The sequence below is a fragment of the Curvibacter sp. APW13 genome (genome assembly GCF_032337135.1).
Classification (GTDB): Bacteria; Pseudomonadota; Gammaproteobacteria; order Burkholderiales; family Burkholderiaceae_C; genus Allorhodoferax.
The window spans coordinates 553,248-570,242 of the sequence record NZ_JAVXZZ010000001.1; the positions used below are offsets into that span (position 1 = coordinate 553,248).

Below are 16,995 nucleotides of genomic sequence, written 5' to 3' on the forward strand. Positions count from 1 at the left end.
CTTCAGGCCCCGCGCAGGTCACCATCCACGTACAGCCACCGCCCGCCCTCTTGCACAAATCGGCTGCGCTCGTGCAGGCGGATCGCCGCGCCGCTGGTGGGCTTCTGACGGGCCACGAACTCCACTTCGGCGTGGGTGGCATCGGTCAGCACCGCATCGCGCACCTCCAGCCCCAGCCACTTCACGCCGGGCTCGAACTCCACCGTGACAGGGCGCTGGCTTGGGTGCCAGGTTTGCAGCAGGTAGGCCTCGCGTTCCAGCACGAAGGCGCTGTAGCGGCTGCGCATCAGGCTTTCCGCGTCGGGCGCGCTTTGGTCACCGTCCAGGAAGCGCCCGCAGCACTGCCCATAGTTCTGAGGCTTCCTGCCCACCAGGCGAGCGCAGGGGCACGGCGCGGTGGCCGCCAGGGTCTTCATGGCCATCAGGCCTTCTTGGCGGCGCGTTTGGCCTTTTGTTGCTCCAGCGTTTCCGTCGGTGCACCGGCCTTCACCCACTCGGTGAAACCGCCGTCGATGTGGGCCACGTTGCGCATGCCCATGTCCTGCAGCGTCTTGGTAGCCAGGGCGCTGCGCCAGCCCGCGCCGCAGAACAGGATGAACTCCTTGTCCTCGTTCGCGAAGATGGGCTTGTGGTACGGCGAGGCGGGGTCAACCCAGAATTCGAGCATGCAGCGCGGTGCATGATAGGCCCCCACCACGGTGCCGTCGGCCAGCTCGCGGATGTCGCGGATGTCCACGATCTGCACCGTGGGGTCGTCGAGCCGCTCCAGCACCTCCTGCACTGTGTAGGTGGTGATCTGTTCCATGGCTTCGTCGACCAGCGACTGGAATCCTCGGGTGATGGGCATGGGCACCTTTCTGTATGTCAGTTGAGTTTGTAGAGCCGCTCGGCGTTCTCATAGCCTACCTTGCGCGCTACATCGGAGCGCAAGGCAGACAGAACCTCACGGATGGCCTGCCGCTGCCTGTGGGAGTTGGCGGAAAAGATACGTGCGGCGCCCACACGTTGTGCAGCATCGGCCACCAGGAAGCTGTCGCTGCCCAGCACGAAGCGGTCCGGGTACTTTTCCACCACATTGACCCACTCGGGGTTCAAGCGCCGCTTCATCGGCCCACCGCCGGCCTGCAGCATCACACCCGGTTCCCTGCCCATGGGCCGCAGGCTGAAGAACAGGTTGGGGTGCCGCTCCAGCAGGGACTGCACCAACTGCGGCGTGTAGTTGCCCAGCATGTCGACGCCACCCGCGTGGGCCCAGACAATGCGCGCCTTGCGGTTGTGGGCCAGCATACGCTCGAAGGCCTCGAAATTGGGCTCGAACTCAGCGGGGTTGTTCGGTGATGTCAGGCTGGCGGGCCGTGCCATCTTCGCCAGTACGGGGTCGAAATGCACGTCCAGCACCAGATCCTGCTCAGCGACGACATCCACCAGCACGCGCACCAGGGCATCATCTGCCGGGATGGCTTCGTAGGCATGCTGATCATTCAAAGACAGGTGGTGCAAGGCAATTTCACCGAAGCCCTTGACGCCGCTGGCAGCAGAACGCTGCGCCAAGGCGCGGAACTTCTCCACCGCTTCTGCAGGCGCCTTGCCTTCATGGATCTGGTGCATCAGTGGATTCAGGGAGTTTCCACCGGCCAACACGGCAAATCGCTTGCCATGCTGCGCAAGCTGTTTTTGCACCTCCAGAAAATCCGCGCCCGCCTGCCCAGGCCGTGGCTGCGACGAGACCACCAGCGTACGGATGTTCTCGGACTGCATGATGGCCAGGGACTTCTCCACCAGTTCCTGGGTACTGCCTGCATCATCCATCGTCCAGTGGAAATGGACATCTACCCATTCCTGCGCATTGGCAGCGCCCACCAGCAACATCAGCCCACCCAGAACGCCAGTCCAAGCCTTGCCTCGCATTGCCTCGCCTCCTTTTTATCTACATGGCCACGTAGCGCCCGGCCCGGTGGTTGGTGGCCAGGGTCTGGTTCACCACCACGGCGCCAAGCACCGACAGCGCTATCAACTGCCAGTCTCGCAGGAAAAATGACACCAGCACGATACTGCAATCCAGCGCCATCTGCAGCATGCCAGCGCGCCAACCGTAGCGCTCCTGCAGGTAGAGCACCAGCACATTGAAGCCGCCCAGGCTGGCACGGTGGCGGAACAGGATCAACATGCCGCAGCCGATGAGCGAGCCCCCCAGCAATGTAGCCAACAGCGGGTGCAGCACATCGAAGTGGATCCATTGCGGCAAGGCGTTGGTGAACACCGCCAGCAGGGCTACAGCGGCAAACGTCTTGACCGTGAACGCCGGCCCCATGCGGCGCCAAGCCAGCAGATAGAAGGGCAGATTCAACACAAAAAACACGGCGCCGAAATTCCAGCCGGTGCCATAGTGCAGCAGGAACGCGATGCCGGTGGTGCCGCCCGTGACGAGCCCGATCTGCTTGAACATGAGCACGCCGAGTGCGGCGAACAGGGTGCCCGTGAGCAGGGCCAGGACATCTTCGTAGCGCCGATGGCGCGTGCTGGGAGTGGAGGACATGGCTCGATTGTCCCAAATCGCCGCGGGGTATCAGCGGTTGAGTACCCACTCGCCATCGCGCTCGGCAGCGCCGGAGCGCACCAGGTCGCTGAGCAACTGGTCCACGGCCTGTTCCACAGGCTGCCCCGGGAAGCAGCACTGCAGCATGCCCTGTACATAGGGGGTGGCACCGACCCAGCCGCGCAACTGCGCGAGTGGCACACGCTGCAGATCCAGCAGCTTGAACTTGATGAGCACCTTGGTGGCGTACTGGTAGTGCTTGAGCGGACTGCGCACAAAGCCATCAAGACGCTGCCGGGCCACCTGCAGCGCCTGGGCCACATCGGTGAAAACGCCGCCATGGCCGGGGATGACCACGCTTGGCTGCAGGGACTCGATCAGGTCCAGCGTGGCGCCCACTTCGTCGAATGCACAGACCCCGTCGAGCTCCGGAAACACCACGCCGAAGCCGCGCTCCCACAGGGCATCGGCCGAAATGAGGGTGCGGCTAGCGGGCTCGAACAGGATGACCGAGTGCGAGTCGTGCCCAGGGGCGGCATGCACCTGCCAATGCTGCGCGCCCAGCAGCAGGGTCTGGCCCGGTACCAGGGCCGCGTCGTAGCGGTACTGCGGGCACTCCTGCCCGGTGGGGGTGTAGCTCAGCGTGTGCGGGTCCCACTGCGCCACAAACGGAGCATGGCCTGGCGGAATATGGGTCTGCAGCGCCGGGTAGTGCGCCTGCAGCGCGGCGTTGCCGCCGCAATGGTCACTGTGCAAATGGGTGTTGACCAGCACATCCAGGGGCCGGCCTTGCAAGACGCTGTCCACCAGCGCCAGGGTTTGCGCGGCATGGCTGCAGTAGCCGCTGTCCACCAGCGCGGTGTTCTGCGGCCCGACCAGCAGCACGTTGTTGCTGGAGAGCCAGCCGCGCTCGAAAACGCTGACGCCCGCAGGCAAGGCCACGGCCGACATGGCTTAGAGCGCGCGCTGGATGATGATCTTCTGCACGTCGGAAGTGCCTTCGTAGATCTGGCACACGCGCACGTCGCGGTAGATACGCTCCACGGGGAAGTCGCTGACATAGCCATAGCCCCCCAGGGTCTGGATGGCGGCGGAGCATACGCGCTCTGCCATCTCGCTGGCGAACAGCTTGGCCATGGCCGCTTCCTTGAGGCACGGACGACCGGCGTCGCGCAGGCTGGCGGCATGCCAGATGAGTTGGCGCGCCGCTTCAATTTCGGTAGCCGCCTGCGCAAGACGGAAGCCCACAGCCTGGTGGTTGAAGATGGGCTCGCCAAAGCTCTCACGGTCTTTCGCGTACGCCACGGCCACATCGAGCGCGCTGCGGGCCATGCCCACGCTTTGCGCGGCGATACCGATGCGCCCGCCTTCCAGCCCGCCCAACGCGATGCCATAGCCCTCGCCCTCTTTGCCGATCAGGTTGTCGGCGGGGATGCGGCAGTTGTCGAAGTTGATCTGCGCAGTGTCGCTGGAGTGCTGACCCAGCTTGTCTTCCAGACGCGCCACCACATAGCCGGGGGTGTTGGTGGGCACCAGGAAGGCGCTCATGCCTTTCTTGCCCGCGCCCTTGTCGGTGACAGCGATGACGATGGCCACGTCGCCGTTCTTGCCGCTGGTGATGAATTGCTTGACGCCGTTGAGCACATAACTGTCGCCTTCCTTGACCGCGGTGGTGCGCAGGCTCGAGGCATCGCTGCCCACGTGCGGCTCGGTCAGGCAGAAGGCCCCGAGCAGCTTGCCCTGCGCCAGGGGTTCCAGCCACTGCTTCTTCTGCGCGTCGTTGCCGAACTTCATCAGGATGGCGTTGACGGGGCAGTTGGTTACGGAAATCACAGTGCTGGTACCGCCGTCACCGGCGGCGATTTCTTCCAGCACCAGCGCCAGGGTCACGTAGTCGAGCCCGGCACCGCCCTGGTGTTCGGGCACGCAGATGCCGTAGGCGCCCAAGGCCGCCAGGCCCTGGTGCACATCCTTGGGGAAGTGGTGTTCCTTGTCCCACTTGGCGGCGTTGGGCCACAACTCGGCTTGTGCAAAGGCACGCACTGCGTCGCGCACCATTTCCTGGTCTTGGGTCAACAACATGTCTGTCTCCTGAAAATCCGTTCGTTACCACTGCGAGTAAGGTTGGCCGTCGTGCATGAAGAATTTGCCACTGTCGGCAGGTGTCAATTGCGTCAGCGTCTGGCGCATGGCGGCCACACTTTCCCGCACGGTCAAGGGGGCGTCTGCGCCGCCCATGTCGGTCTGCACCCAACCCGGTGACAGGGCCACCAGGGTGGCACGCGGGTAGTCAAAGCGTGCTGCAGCCACGGCCATGTTGAGCGCGGACTTGCTCACGCGATAGACCCAGCTGTAACTCGACGGCACCCCGGCAATGTGGCCCATGTCGCTGCTGATGAAGGCAAAGCGCCCCTGCGCTTCCTCGACCAACGGGGCCACCTGCGGAATCACCTGCATGGCACCCAGCACGTTGGTGTGCATCACGCGGTCAAAGTCGGGCTGGGTGGGGGGCATGCGGGCGTCGCCGCGCGACATGACACCGGCCACATACAGGGCCACATCGAGCTTCTCGCCGTCGAGCTGCCAGGCCAGACCGCTCACGCTGGCCGGGTTGGCCACGTCCACGCGCAGCGGAATGGCACCCAGCGCCTGTACCGCCGCCAGCCCCGCGTCGCTGCGCGCGGTGGCAATGACGCGGGCACTGGCCTCGCGGTACTGGCGCACCAGTTCCAGGCCAATGCCGCGGGAAGCCCCGATCACCAGAACGTTCAGTGCCAAATCAGCCCCCAGCCCTCATGAATATTGCGTAGACAGCTACTGCGTTTATAGCAACTCCAAGGCCACAGCGGTCGCCTCGCCTCCGCCGATGCACAGCGTGGCCAGGCCCTTCTTCAATCCGCGGGCCTGGAGGGCATGGATCAGCGTGACCATGATGCGGGCACCGGAGGCGCCAATGGGGTGGCCCAGGGCGCAGGCACCGCCGTTCACGTTCACCTTGTCGTGCGGCACGTTCAGGTCTTTCATCAGGGCCATGGGCACCACGGCAAAGGCTTCGTTCACTTCCCACAGGTCCACGTCACCCACAGCCCAGCCGGCCTTGGCCAGGGCTTTCTCGGTTGCGCCGACCGGGGCGGTGGAGAACCACTCGGGTTCCTGCGCATGGGTGGCGTGGCTCACGATGCGGGCCAGCGGCTTGCAGCCCAGCTTGGCGGCGGTGGAGGCGCGCATCATCACCAACGCGGCGGCGCCGTCGTTGATGCTGGAGCTGGATGCGGCAGTGATGGTGCCGTCCTTCTTGAAGGCAGCTTTCAGCGTCGGAATCTTGTCGAGCTTGACCTTGCCCGGGCCTTCGTCGATGGAGATGACGGTCTCGCCGGCACGGCCCTTGACGGTAACGGGGGCGATTTCGGCTGCAAAGGCACCGCTCTCGGTGGCGGCCTTGGCGCGCTGCACGCTGGCGGTGGCAAAGGCGTCCTGCTCGGCGCGGGTGAAGCCGTACTTGGCGGCGCAGTCTTCGCCGAAGGTGCCCATGGAGCGTCCCGGCTCATACGCGTCTTCCAGGCCATCGAGCATCATGTGGTCGAAGATGCGGTCGTGGCCGATGCGGTAGCCGCCGCGTGCCTTGGGCAGCAGGTAGGGCGCGTTGGTCATGCTTTCCATGCCACCGGCCACCAGCACGTCGTGGGTGCCAGCCACCAGCATGTCGTGCGCAAACATGGCCGCGCGCATGCCCGAGCCGCACATCTTGGAGAGGGTGACGGCCCCTGCGCTCTTGGGCAAGCCACCCTTGAACGCCGCCTGGCGCGCCGGGGCCTGGCCCTGGCCGGCCATCAGGCAGTTGCCGAAGATCACTTCGGTAACCAGTTCGGGGCTGATGCCGGCGCGCTCCACGGCGGCCTTGATGGCCACGCCGCCCAGGTCATGGGCTGCCAGACTGGCGAAATCACTCTGGAAGCTGCCCATGGGGGTGCGGGCGGCGCTGACGATGACGATGGGGTCGGACATGGAAGGCTCCTTGAGAACGGAAAAACGAATTGACGTTTACGTAAACGTCAATTGTGGCAGAAAAGCCCTTGCCGTGCGCTGACAGCTTTCTAGAATCTGCGGCTTGTACAGGGAGACCCGAACCATGAGGAAAACACTGCTAGGCCTGACATTCCTGGTGGGACAGGCATGTTGGGCACAAACCGCTGCCTACCCCGTCACGACGGAACCCTCGGACCCGAGCCGCCCGGCACGGGCGCTGGAAAAAGGCAATGGCTACAAGGCTGGCCTCACCGATGTACTGCTGCACATCGACCCATCGTTTGACGGTGACCGCGTACCCAAGATTCTGGGCGACGAAAAAGTCCGGCACGCCGTCATCATGCCGGTACCCAACGAAGGCACAGGAAACCGGAACGACGCAGGCACGATTCAGAAAATAGCCTTGGCACAGGCCCAACCGAAGCAGGTCAAGGTGATGTGCGCTGGCGACTACCTGAGCAACTGGCTGGCCGACGCCATGCGCTATGGTCTCGTCGAGTCTGCAGTGCAGCAGAAATTCGCCCGCCTGGAAGCCGACCTGGACAGCGGCCGGTGTCTCGGTGTGGGGGAGTTCGGTCTCTTCCACTTCAACAAAAAGGGCGACCAGAACATCATCCAGAACCGCTACGACCACCCGCTCGTGCTGCGCATGGTGGACGCCATCGGCACACGTGGCGCATGGATCCAGCTGCACGCCGAGCCACGGGAACCCAATGGTCGCTCCCACGAAAAGGAACTCTGGGACACGCTGCAAAACTGGACACAACGACAACCCAAGCTCCGCATCGTTCTGTCGCACACGGGCATGACTTCGGCCACCAATGCACGGCGCATCCTCGAAACTTTCCCCAACGTCTACCTGAGCATCAAGCTGATGTCGACCAAGGTTTCCAGCTGGACGCACCTGGAACCCTTGCTCAATGAAGACGGTGCCCTGTTCGAAGACTGGGCCCAGCTCATGGAGGCCATGCCCGAACGCTTCATGGTCGGTACCGATTCGAAATTCGGGCAAAGCGGGCACGAAGGCGTCGGGGAAGAGGCCTACGACAAGACGGTCCACCGGTACAGACGCATGCTGGGCAGCCTGGCACCCGAGGCCGCGAAGCGCATCGCCGCGCAGAACGCCAATCGCCTGTTTGGCTTCAAGGGCACGCCGCAGGAGTCTGACCCGGCGGACTGACCCTTCTACGCCGCAGCATCAGCCATGCGGCAAGGCCAGCATCCCGTTGTGCGCCTGGGCCAGCCTGAACACCGATACCGCCTGCGCCACCTGCCGCGCCTGCTCCTGCAGGCTGGAGGCCGCAGCGGCGGACTGCTCCACCAGCGCTGCGTTCTGCTGCGTCATCTGGTCCAGTTGCCCGACGGCGGTATTGATTTCGCCAATGCCGTCGGACTGCTCGGCCGCTGCCGCCGTGATGGCACCGATGGTGTCGTTCACACGCTGTACGGCGCCCACGATTTCGCCCATGGTCTGGCCCGCGTTCTGCACCAGGGTGGACCCGGACTCGACCCGCTCCACCGAGGTCTGGATCAGGGCCTTGATCTCACGCGCCGCTTCGGCACTGCGACCGGCCAACGCGCGCACCTCGCTGGCCACCACGGCAAAGCCACGCCCCTGCTCACCCGCACGGGCGGCCTCGACCGCAGCATTCAGGGCCAGGATATTGGTCTGGAATGCGATGCCATCAATGACGCCGATGATGTCGGCAATGCGGCGCGCGCTGGCGTGGATCTCATCCATGGTGCGCACCACCTCGCCCACCACGGTGCCACCACGCTCGGCCACCGTGGCCGCTTCGGTGGCCAGCGTGCCGGCCTCTCGCGCGGCCTGTGCCGACTGGCGCACCGTGCCGGTGAGTTGCTCCATGTTCGACGCCGTGCGCTGCAGGCTGCTGGCAGTCTGCTCGGTGCGGTTGCTCAGGTCCTGGTTGCCGCTGGCAATTTCGGCGCTCGCGGTTCCCATGTTGTCCACCGCGGTGCGCACCTGGCCCAGCGCGCTCTGGTAGCGCTGGCGCATGCCTTCTACAGCGCGCACCAGCGCACCGATTTCGTCCTTGCGCTGCGACTGGTAGGTATGGGTGAGGTCACCGCTGGCCACTTCCTGCACCACCCGGGCCAGTTCGCCCAAGGGCTGGCCCACGGTGCGGCGCACCACCAGGTACACCGCCACGCCGCAGGCCAGCGTGGCCAGCGCCAACAGCCCAGTGATGATCAGCATGTTGCTGCGATGGCGCGCGGTGGACTCGGCCTGCGACACCTCACCCACCACCCAGTTGCCACCAGACTGGGTCTTGCGCAGCAGGGCCCAGCGGGCGTCGGCGGTGGAGGCCAGCACGGGGGCTGCATCGTCCACGCGGCCATCGCTCGCGGTGTCGAGCGCCTGCAGCAGGCCTTCGGCCTGGGGTGACACCTCCACCACCTTCTTTCCGGCCTGGGTGGCGTGCATGACCAGCACCGACTCGCCCCAGGGCTGGCGTGGCTCCAGCACATAGACACCGCCGCTGTCGAAGAAACGCGCGTCCGCCACCTGCTGCGCCAGGGCGGCCTGCGCCGCGCGCATGTCGGTAGAGACGCCAATGGCCGCCACCACCTGACCCGCGCGGTCGCGCACCGGTTCGTAGTGCGACATGTAGGGCTGGCCGCCGATCAGTTCACGACCCGAGTACGGCTTGCCGTCGCGCAGGGCCACGGCGGCGGGGTGGCTGCGCTCCAGCCCCTGCGACATCAGGCGCTCGCCCTGGGCATTCTTGAGCGAGGTACTGACGCGCACGAAACCCTCGCCCTTGCGGGCCAAGACCGAACCTGCGTGCCCCGTAGTGGCACTGAAGGCGTCGACTTCGCTGAAACTGTTGTTGACGGCAGCACCGTAGCTCTTGAGTTCGCCCGACGCTTCGTCAAGCGCCAGCGTGGCTTCGAAGGACTGCTGGAGGGTCTTGGTGGCGCGCTGGGCCGTATCGCGCAAGCTGGCATCGGCCGCATCCATGGCCTTGACGATGCCTTCAAGCTTGTCGGCCACGGCGCCCTGCACCTGGATGCGCGCATTGCGTGACGCCACGGCATTGATGGCGATCGCCAGGATCACCAGGATGGCAGCAATGACGCCAATGGACAGCACGGTCAATTGCCGCGCCACCGAGACCACCCGCTCTTGTGCCTGTGCCTGCATGAGCACCTCCTTGTAATTGACTGTCCATCACAACGACCGTGGACACGCGAAGGTTACACCCAATCCACCGCACGGCCCCAGCAAGAAGCCTAGCTCCGGAACCTGTCTGGCTTGCTTACAAGGCTGGCTGCACGGCCCCGGTCAAAGCATGCCGTCAATGCCACACACGCAGCTTCAGGGTCTTGCGCCTGGGTGATTGCCGAGATGACCGCAGCGCTGGCCACACCGGTGGCGGCGACCTCGGCCATCTGGGCTACGCCGATGCCGCCGATACCCACCACGGGCAGCGGCAGCACGCCAGCCCAGTAGCGCAGGTTGTCCAGCCCTTGGGGTATCCAGGGCATGTCTTTCGACTGGGTGGCGAACACGGGACCGCAGGCCATGTAACTGGGGCGCAGCGCCCAGGCGCGGGCCACCTCCCAGTAGCTGTGGGTAGAAACTCCCAGGCGCACCCCGGCGCGGCGCAGCGCGTCCAGATCCACGGTTTCCAGGTCTTCCTGGCCCAGGTGCACGCCGTAGGCACCGGCATCGAGTGCGAGTTGCCAGTGGTCGTTGATGAACAGCTGTGCGCCAGGGGTCTGGCGGGCCAAGGCCACGGCCGCGTGGACCTGTTGTGCCAGGGTGGGCGCAGCCGCGTCCTTGATGCGCAACTGCACCGTACGGATACCGGCGGCCAGCACCCGCGCCACCCATTCCACGCTGTCGACCACGGCGTACACGCCCAGGGCCGCATCGATCAATGGCGAAAAGGGAGGCGTAGTGCCAGGTGTTGCCTGCAGCCAGGGCAGGTTGTTGGCGTGCAGGGCCAAGTCGCTCTGGGCACAGACTGGCCCGGCCCCCTGCCCGGCCGCATAGGCATGGCGCAGGGCGTGGGTGGTGGCCATCTTGGCCAGCACCACGGCGTCCGCCACACAGTAGCCGCTGGCCAGGGCCGCCGCCGCAGTGGAGGCGAAGGTGCAGCCCGTGCCGTGGTGGTGGCGCGTGTCCACACGGGGCAGGCTGAGCCAGCCGCTGGCTTGCGGGCTGCTGAACCAGTCGCTGGCCAAGCCGGATTCGTCCAGCGCATCACCTCCGGTGATGACCACCGAAGCCGCTCCCAACGGGGACCCCAGCGCCAGTCCCAGGCGCTGGGCCTCGGCCCGGTTGGGGGTGACCACGGTGGCACGCGGCACGAGTTCTTCGCGGTACGCCTGCACCAGCGCGGCGTCGGCAAAGGCTGCCCCGGTGGTGGAGCCCAGCACCGGGTCCACCACCAGCGCCACGGGCTGCCCCTGGGCGCGCAGGCGGTCGACCCAGCGGCAAACCACGCGCAGGTTGTCGATGCTGCCCAGCAGGCCGGTCTTGATGGCGGCGGGGGGCATGTCTGCGGCCAGGGCGGCGAGTTGGGCATCCAGCAACTCAGCGCTTACCGGATCGACCCGCGTCACCGCCACCGAGTTCTGCGCCGTGATGGCGGCCACCGCCGTGCAGCCGTGCACGCCAAAAGCCTGCAGCGCCTGGAGGTCGGCCTGCAGCCCGGCCCCGCCGCCGCTGTCGGAACCGGCAATGCTCCACACCACGGCTCGCTCGGCGCCAGCCCTGATTTCAGTGCCAAATGTGCTTCTAGCCCGCACAGGAATTGCGTGAACAGCTTCTTTTTTCATAGCGCCTTCAGAGCAGGATGGGGTAACCCGCCACCGGGGTGGACGGCACGGCCATGTCCTGCGGGGGCATGATGCCGGCCTCGAAGCCCAGACGACCGGCCTCGATGGCCAGCGCAAAAGCGCGCGCCATGCGGACCGGGTCGACCGCGTTGGCGATGGCGCTGTTGAGCAGCACGCCGTCCAAGCCCATCTGCAGCGCCTGGGTCGCGTCCTTGGGTGAGCCGATGCCGGCATCCACCAACAGCGGCACACCGGGCAGGCGGGCGCGCAGGGTGCGCAGGGCGCTGGGGTTGAGCAGCCCCTGGCCGGAGCCGATGGGTGCGCCCCAGGGCATGAGCACGGTGCAACCGGCGTCCAGCAGGCGCTGGCAGCTCACCAGGTCGTCCAGGCAGTAGGGGAAGACGGTGAAGCCGTCCTTCACCAGTTGCGTGGCGGCTTCCAGCAGCGCGAACGGGTCAGGCTGCAGGGTATGGGCGTCGCCGACGACTTCGAGCTTGATCCAGGGCGTGTCGAACAGTTCACGCGCCATGTGGGCCAGGGTGATGGCCTCGCGGGCGGTGTGGCAGCCGGCGGTGTTGGGCAGCAGGTGCGCTCCGGTTTCGCGCACCAGGGCGAAGAAGTCACCCGCCTCGCTGCCTTGGGCCAATTGGCGTCGCAGACCGACGGTGACGACCTGGGCGCCGGAGGCAGCAATGGCGTCTTGCAGGACTTGGGGGGATGGGTAGCCTGCCGTTCCCAAGAAGAAGCGGCTTTGCAGGGTGCGGCCGCCGACTTGCCACGCTTGGGGAGCTAGTTCGGGGCCGAGCCTGGGAGGCGGCACGTTTTGCTCCGTGTCCCCCGCCCGCGCTGCGGGCTCCTCCTTTACCTGCGCAAAACGCGCCGCCTCCCAGTCTCTACGTGCGCTTGTCATGGTTCAGCCTCCAGTGATGGGTTGGAAGGTCAGGATGTGGTCGCCGGGGCGCAGCACCGTGGCAGCCCGTTGCGTGCGCGGCACGAACTGGCCGTTGACGGCGGTGGCCAGCGACTCGGGTGCCGCGTCTTGCGCAAGCACCCAGTCATGCAGCGTGGTGGCGGTGGTGGTCTGGGCCTCGCCGTTCACCTGGATGGCGATGGTGTCAGTGGTGCTCATGCCGCCAGCTCCTGTACGGCCTGCTCGACCAGCGCCGGGGCCAGCAGCCAGCCATGGCGGTACAGGCCGTTGATGCGCGTGCAGCCGGCCTCCGTACGCAGCAGCGGCAGGTTGTCGGGCAAGGCCGGGCGCAGGTTGGACTCGGAATGCACCACGCGCGCCTCCACCAGGCCGGGCAATGCACTGTGGGCGGCGCTGAGCAGTTCCAGCGTGGTGCGCAGGGACACGGGGGAGCGGTCTTCGCTCTCGATCTCGCTGGCGCCGACGACAAAGTAGTGGTCGGGGCGTGGCACGACGTAGACGCTGTGGCGCGGGTGCATCAGGCGCAGGGGGCGGCGCAGGTCGACATCGGGCGCGTGCAGCAGGAAGACCTCGCCGCGCACACCACGCACGGGCAGTTGGGGCCGAGCACCGACGCCGCGCACATCGAACACATGGTCAAGGCGCATGGACTCCACCCCGCCGTGCATGCGCACGGCTAGCACTCCCGCATCGGCCTGCTCCACGGCGTGCCCCCAATGCCAGCGCACGCCTTGGCGTTCGCCTTGTGCGTACAGACCGAGCAGAGTGTTGTGCACTTCGATGTAGCCCTCGCACGGCAGCAGCCAGGCCAGCGCAGGGCCTTGGACGGAAGGCTCCAGCGCGCGCAGTGCCTCCGGCGTCAGGGCCTGCGGTTGGTGCTGCGCATCGGCCTTGGCTTCCAGCAAACCCACCACCCGCTGCGCCGCCCCCGCGTCGGCGCGGTGCGCCACCAGCAGGCTGCCGTCAACGTGGCAGATCTCGCCCAATCCGAGGGCACGCGTGATCTCCGGCCAGAGTGCGCAGGAGCGCAGGCCCAGGCGAAACACGTCCTCATTGCCGCGGTCCAACTCGGCCACGGGGCTGAGCATGCCCGCCGCCGACCAGGCCGCGCCCTCGGTGCCCGAGGTCTCGCGCGGGCCGGGGCCGGTGGCGCTGTCGAAGACCTCCACACGGTGCCCTGCGCTGCTGAGCTGCACGGCCAGCAAGCGTCCCAGCAGGCCTGCGCCTGCAATGCCAATGTGCATGATCGACTCCCGACTCAGGCCTTGGTGATGGGGATGTAGATTTCGCCGCCTGCTGCCTTGAACGCCTCGGATTGGGTCTGCATGCCCGTCTCCAGCGCCTGCTCCTCGCTGACCCCCAGGTTCTGGGCGTACTCGCGCACCTCCTGCGTGATCTTCATGGAGCAGAACTTGGGGCCGCACATGGAGCAGAAGTGCGCCACCTTGGCGCTGTCCTTCGGGAGCGTTTCGTCGTGGAAGTCGCGCGCGGTGTCGGGGTCCAGCGAGAGGTTGAACTGGTCCATCCAGCGGAACTCGAAGCGCGCCTTGCTCAAGGCGTCGTCGCGCGCGCGGGCTCCGGGGTGGCCCTTGGCCACGTCGGCGGCGTGGGCCGCAATCTTGTAGGTGATGATGCCGGTCTTCACGTCGTTGCGGTCGGGCAGGCCCAGGTGTTCCTTGGGCGTCACGTAGCACAACATGGCGGTGCCGAACCAGCCGATCATGGCCGCGCCGATGCCGCTGGTGATGTGGTCGTAGCCGGGGGCGATGTCGGTGGTCAGCGGGCCCAGGGTGTAGAACGGGGCTTCGCCGCAGTGCTTGAGCTGCTCGGTCATGTTGGCCTGCACCATGTGCATGGGCACGTGGCCGGGGCCTTCGATCATCACCTGCACGTCCTGCTGCCAGGCCTTTTGCGTGAGCTCGCCCAGGGTGCGCAGTTCGGCAAACTGGGCCTCGTCGTTGGCGTCCGCGCCCGAGCCGGGGCGCAGGCCGTCGCCGAGCGAGAAGCTCACGTCATAGGCCTTCATGATCTCGCACATCTCGTCGAAGTGGGTGTACAGGAAGTTCTCGCGGTGGTGGGCGATGCACCACTTGGCCAGGATGGAGCCGCCGCGCGACACGATGCCGGTGACGCGGTTGGCCGTGAGGTGAATGAAGGGCAGGCGCACACCGGCATGCACCGTGAAGTAATCCACGCCCTGTTCGCACTGCTCGATCAGCGTGTCGCGGAAGATGGCCCAGGTCAGGTCTTCGGCCACGCCGCCCACTTTTTCGAGCGCCTGGTAGATCGGCACGGTGCCGATGGGCACGGGGCTGTTGCGCAGGATCCAGTCGCGCGTGGTGTGGATGGCTTTGCCGGTGGAGAGGTCCATCACCGTGTCCGCACCCCAGCGGATGGACCAGACCAGCTTTTCCACTTCCTCTTCGATGCTCGACGTGACGGCCGAGTTGCCGATGTTGGCGTTGATCTTCACGAGGAAATTGCGGCCGATGGCCATCGGCTCCAGCTCGGTGTGGTTGATGTTGGCCGGGATGATGGCGCGGCCCCGTGCCACTTCGTCACGCACGAACTCGGGCGTGACGACCTTGGGGATGCTGGCCCCGAAGCTGTTGCCGGCCAGGCGGGCTTCACGCTCGGCATTGCCTAGGTACTGCTGCGCCCATTCCAGCTTCTGGTTCTCGCGGATGGCCACATATTCCATCTCGGGGGTGATGATGCCCTTGCGTGCGTAGTGCATCTGCGTGACGTTGGCCCCGGGCTTGGCGCGGCGCGGCTGGCGCTGCAGACCTGCGGCCTGGGCACGCAGCGCGGCCAATGCGTCGGACTCACCCGACTTGATGCCATCGTCCAGCGCAAAGGGCTTGCGGCCTTCGTAGGCTTCGGTGTCGCCACGCTCGGCAATCCAGGCCTGGCGCAAGGCGGGCAGGCCGGCGCGCACATCGATGGCGGCGCGCGGGTCGGTGTAGGGGCCGGAGGTGTCGTAGACCGTGACGGCCTCGCCATTGCTCTGCAGGATTTCGCGCACCGGCACCCGGATGTCGGGACGGCTGCCAGGGAGGTAGCGCTTGCTGGATGCGGGCAGCGGCTCGCGGGTGAGCTGGATGAACTGGGCGAGTTTGTCGGGTGCGTTCACTGGCGTGTTTCCTCAGGTTAAGACCCGAAGAAAGAAACGGCACCAGCCCCCGAAAACTTGGAATGAGCGCACCCGCACGGCACGAGGCCTGGGGCGCTGCTCTGCACTTCTTACGCTGGTATGAACCAGATCAAGTTCACGGGTTTGGAATCCATCTCAGCGCAACCACTGCGCACCCCGGGCGGGGCGAAGTGTACGACAAAGCGGAACAGTGGCCGCAAACGCCTAGGCGGTGTCCGTGCCGGACGCAGGCATCTGGCTTTGCACGACGTGGGCGAAATAGTGGCGGTCGCCCAGCAGGATGTGCTTGGCGATCAGGTCCTGGGCCAGGAACTCGAACACGGCCCCGGAATCGACTTTCTGCTGACGGAAGTTGTCGGCCAGTTCCTGCGCCTTGCGCACCAGCTGGCGGTGGTGCTGCTGGTGGATGGCCGTACCGGGCCAGCCACTGCGCTCCAGGATAGCTTCCTCACGCGCAAAGTGGGCCTGCACTTCCTGCACCACGAAGTCCACCTTCCCGCACAGCTCGGCATGCGGCTTGGCAAACGCCATGGCATTGAGCAGGTCGTCGGCATGGGCAAACAGGGTGATGTGGTCCTTGTCGATCTGGTCAATGCCGCAGGCATAGGAGGGGTGCCATTCCAGCCGGAGCACCTGGGGTTCGCTCGGCGCCTCCGACGCCGACAGTCCTGCCGGCTCCGTCATGTCGCTGTCGTACTGCACCTGATTGCGTCCGCGCTCCTTGGCCTGGTAGAGCATCGCATCGGCACGCTCCAGGCACTGCCCCCACGTTTCACCCGCGTGGTACTGGGCCACGCCGATGCTCACCGTCACGGTACCTGCAGGTTCCACCGGGGCAGCACACACGGTACTGCGCAGGCGTTCGGCCAGCACGACAGCGGTACTCAACGGCGTATCGGGACACACCACGACGAACTCCTCGCCACCGTAGCGGCACAGTGAGTCCGAACTGCGCAGTGTCAGGCCCAGACGCTGGGCCACGGCCTTGAGCACGCCGTCACCCGCCGCATGCCCCAGGCTGTCGTTGACTGCCTTGAACTTGTCGATGTCGATGATGAGCAAGCTCAGCAAGTGACCGTGACGGCGCACGCGGTCGGTCTCGTTGGCCATCAGCTCCTCGAAGTAATGGCGGTTCCAGACACCGGTCAATCGGTCGATGCTGGCCACCTTTTCGGTGGCTTTGAGGACGTCGGCGAGCTTGCGCTTGTCCTGCCGCAAGCTTTCCACGTCACGTGGCAGCCCGTAGAAAGGGTCCCTGAACGCCGCATACGACGCCAGGCGCACGCCGACCGTTGCAAAGGCAATGATCAGGAAGCTGCCCAGCGCATCGGCCAGGGCCGGCCCGACACCGATCGCGGGCAGCAGCACGCCATGGAACCAGTCATGGAAACCGTACACGATCACGCTGGCCGCCAGCCCCACCACCAGCGTCACCGCACTGTTGCGCCGCAGCAGCTGCCGCAGTGTCTTGCGGTAGGAGTTGTCAGAGGTTTCCATCGGTCTTCGCGTATTGCATCAACGTCTGTCGGGCGAACGCCC

The 16,995-nt window shown here is 66.0% G+C and carries 16 protein-coding genes and 1 riboswitch; of the genes, 1 reads left to right on the forward strand and 15 read right to left on the reverse strand.

From position 1 onward, the window contains the following. Positions 1–2: 2 nt before the first annotated feature. The 8 genes from RQP54_RS02505 to RQP54_RS02540 are packed head-to-tail and all read right to left on the reverse strand — an operon-like array spanning position 3 to position 6,541. The gene (locus RQP54_RS02505; RefSeq protein ID WP_315676594.1) at positions 3–422 is read right to left on the reverse strand and encodes a YchJ family protein; all 420 of its coding nucleotides are present in this window, start codon (positions 420–422) and stop codon (positions 3–5) included. Next, on the reverse strand, positions 422–847 hold the full coding sequence (locus RQP54_RS02510) for a rhodanese-like domain-containing protein (RefSeq protein WP_315676595.1): 426 nt from the start codon (positions 845–847) through the stop codon (positions 422–424). The genes RQP54_RS02505 and RQP54_RS02510 overlap by 1 nt, the downstream gene beginning before the upstream one ends. 17 nt (positions 848–864) lie before the next feature. Beyond that, the gene (locus RQP54_RS02515; RefSeq protein ID WP_315676596.1) at positions 865–1,908 is read right to left on the reverse strand and encodes an amidohydrolase family protein; all 1,044 of its coding nucleotides are present in this window, start codon (positions 1,906–1,908) and stop codon (positions 865–867) included. Positions 1,909–1,927: 19 nt separating this feature from the next. Continuing rightward, positions 1,928–2,536, reverse strand: coding sequence for a YitT family protein (locus RQP54_RS02520; protein ID WP_315676597.1), 609 nt, complete (start codon positions 2,534–2,536; stop codon positions 1,928–1,930). 30 nt (positions 2,537–2,566) lie between these two features. Continuing rightward, positions 2,567–3,487, reverse strand: a complete 921-nt coding sequence (locus tag RQP54_RS02525; RefSeq protein ID WP_315676598.1) for an MBL fold metallo-hydrolase — start codon at positions 3,485–3,487, stop codon at positions 2,567–2,569. A gap of 3 nt (positions 3,488–3,490) precedes the next feature. After that, positions 3,491–4,618, reverse strand: coding sequence for an acyl-CoA dehydrogenase family protein (locus RQP54_RS02530; RefSeq protein WP_315676599.1), 1,128 nt, complete (start codon positions 4,616–4,618; stop codon positions 3,491–3,493). 24 nt (positions 4,619–4,642) lie between these two features. Then, the gene (locus RQP54_RS02535; RefSeq protein ID WP_315676600.1) at positions 4,643–5,314 is read right to left on the reverse strand and encodes an SDR family oxidoreductase; all 672 of its coding nucleotides are present in this window, start codon (positions 5,312–5,314) and stop codon (positions 4,643–4,645) included. 45 nt (positions 5,315–5,359) lie between these two features. Next, on the reverse strand, positions 5,360–6,541 hold the full coding sequence (locus RQP54_RS02540; RefSeq protein WP_315676601.1) for an acetyl-CoA C-acyltransferase: 1,182 nt from the start codon (positions 6,539–6,541) through the stop codon (positions 5,360–5,362). Between the two features lie 124 nt (positions 6,542–6,665). Here RQP54_RS02540 and RQP54_RS02545 point away from each other — a divergent pair, with 124 nt between their 5' ends. Then, the gene (locus RQP54_RS02545; protein WP_315676602.1) at positions 6,666–7,742 is read left to right on the forward strand and encodes an amidohydrolase family protein; all 1,077 of its coding nucleotides are present in this window, start codon (positions 6,666–6,668) and stop codon (positions 7,740–7,742) included. 18 nt (positions 7,743–7,760) lie between these two features. Here the strand turns inward: RQP54_RS02545 and RQP54_RS02550 are convergent, their stop codons facing one another. From RQP54_RS02550 to RQP54_RS02580, 7 genes are all read right to left on the reverse strand, one after another. Further along, positions 7,761–9,728: a methyl-accepting chemotaxis protein gene (locus RQP54_RS02550; RefSeq protein WP_315676603.1), complete on the reverse strand. Its 1,968-nt coding sequence runs from the start codon at positions 9,726–9,728 to the stop codon at positions 7,761–7,763. A gap of 89 nt (positions 9,729–9,817) precedes the next feature. After that, positions 9,818–11,287, reverse strand: a complete 1,470-nt coding sequence (thiE, locus tag RQP54_RS02555; protein WP_315676604.1) for a thiamine phosphate synthase — start codon at positions 11,285–11,287, stop codon at positions 9,818–9,820. 91 nt (positions 11,288–11,378) lie between these two features. Beyond that, a complete protein-coding gene (locus RQP54_RS02560) occupies positions 11,379–12,281 on the reverse strand; it encodes a thiazole synthase (RefSeq protein ID WP_315676605.1) in 903 nt (300 codons plus the stop codon). 3 nt (positions 12,282–12,284) lie between these two features. Beyond that, positions 12,285–12,500 (reverse strand): sulfur carrier protein ThiS, encoded by a 216-nt coding sequence (gene thiS / locus RQP54_RS02565; protein WP_315676606.1) that lies wholly within the window; start codon positions 12,498–12,500, stop codon positions 12,285–12,287. Beyond that, positions 12,497–13,546 carry an FAD-dependent oxidoreductase gene (locus RQP54_RS02570; RefSeq protein ID WP_315676607.1) on the reverse strand — a complete coding sequence of 350 codons (1,050 nt, stop codon included), beginning with the start codon at positions 13,544–13,546 and terminating at the stop codon, positions 12,497–12,499. Before RQP54_RS02570 ends, thiS begins: the two co-directional genes overlap by 4 nt. A gap of 14 nt (positions 13,547–13,560) precedes the next feature. Continuing rightward, positions 13,561–15,435 (reverse strand): phosphomethylpyrimidine synthase ThiC, encoded by a 1,875-nt coding sequence (thiC, locus tag RQP54_RS02575; protein WP_315676608.1) that lies wholly within the window; start codon positions 15,433–15,435, stop codon positions 13,561–13,563. Positions 15,436–15,524: 89 nt separating this feature from the next. Further along, positions 15,525–15,625, reverse strand: a riboswitch (TPP riboswitch). Positions 15,626–15,660: 35 nt separating this feature from the next. Beyond that, positions 15,661–16,953: a diguanylate cyclase gene (locus tag RQP54_RS02580; protein WP_315676609.1), complete on the reverse strand. Its 1,293-nt coding sequence runs from the start codon at positions 16,951–16,953 to the stop codon at positions 15,661–15,663. Positions 16,954–16,995: the final 42 nt, after the last annotated feature.

Excerpts from the sequence above, each read along its gene's own strand:
- RQP54_RS02505 (WP_315676594.1), bottom strand. The coding sequence starts at position 422 with ATGGCCATGAAGACCCTGGCGGCCACCGCGCCGTGCCCCTGCGCTCGC.
- RQP54_RS02510 (WP_315676595.1), bottom strand. The coding sequence starts at position 847 with ATGCCCATCACCCGAGGATTCCAGTCGCTGGTCGACGAAGCCATGGAA.
- RQP54_RS02515 (WP_315676596.1), bottom strand. The coding sequence starts at position 1,908 with ATGCGAGGCAAGGCTTGGACTGGCGTTCTGGGTGGGCTGATGTTGCTG.
- RQP54_RS02520 (WP_315676597.1), bottom strand. The coding sequence starts at position 2,536 with ATGTCCTCCACTCCCAGCACGCGCCATCGGCGCTACGAAGATGTCCTG.
- RQP54_RS02525 (WP_315676598.1), bottom strand. The coding sequence starts at position 3,487 with ATGTCGGCCGTGGCCTTGCCTGCGGGCGTCAGCGTTTTCGAGCGCGGC.
- RQP54_RS02530 (WP_315676599.1), bottom strand. The coding sequence starts at position 4,618 with ATGTTGTTGACCCAAGACCAGGAAATGGTGCGCGACGCAGTGCGTGCC.
- RQP54_RS02540 (WP_315676601.1), bottom strand. The coding sequence starts at position 6,541 with ATGTCCGACCCCATCGTCATCGTCAGCGCCGCCCGCACCCCCATGGGC.
- RQP54_RS02545 (WP_315676602.1), top strand. The coding sequence starts at position 6,666 with ATGAGGAAAACACTGCTAGGCCTGACATTCCTGGTGGGACAGGCATGT.
- RQP54_RS02550 (WP_315676603.1), bottom strand. The coding sequence starts at position 9,728 with ATGCAGGCACAGGCACAAGAGCGGGTGGTCTCGGTGGCGCGGCAATTG.
- RQP54_RS02560 (WP_315676605.1), bottom strand. The coding sequence starts at position 12,281 with ATGACAAGCGCACGTAGAGACTGGGAGGCGGCGCGTTTTGCGCAGGTA.
- thiS (WP_315676606.1), bottom strand. The coding sequence starts at position 12,500 with ATGAGCACCACTGACACCATCGCCATCCAGGTGAACGGCGAGGCCCAG.
- RQP54_RS02570 (WP_315676607.1), bottom strand. The coding sequence starts at position 13,546 with ATGCACATTGGCATTGCAGGCGCAGGCCTGCTGGGACGCTTGCTGGCC.
- RQP54_RS02580 (WP_315676609.1), bottom strand. The coding sequence starts at position 16,953 with ATGGAAACCTCTGACAACTCCTACCGCAAGACACTGCGGCAGCTGCTG.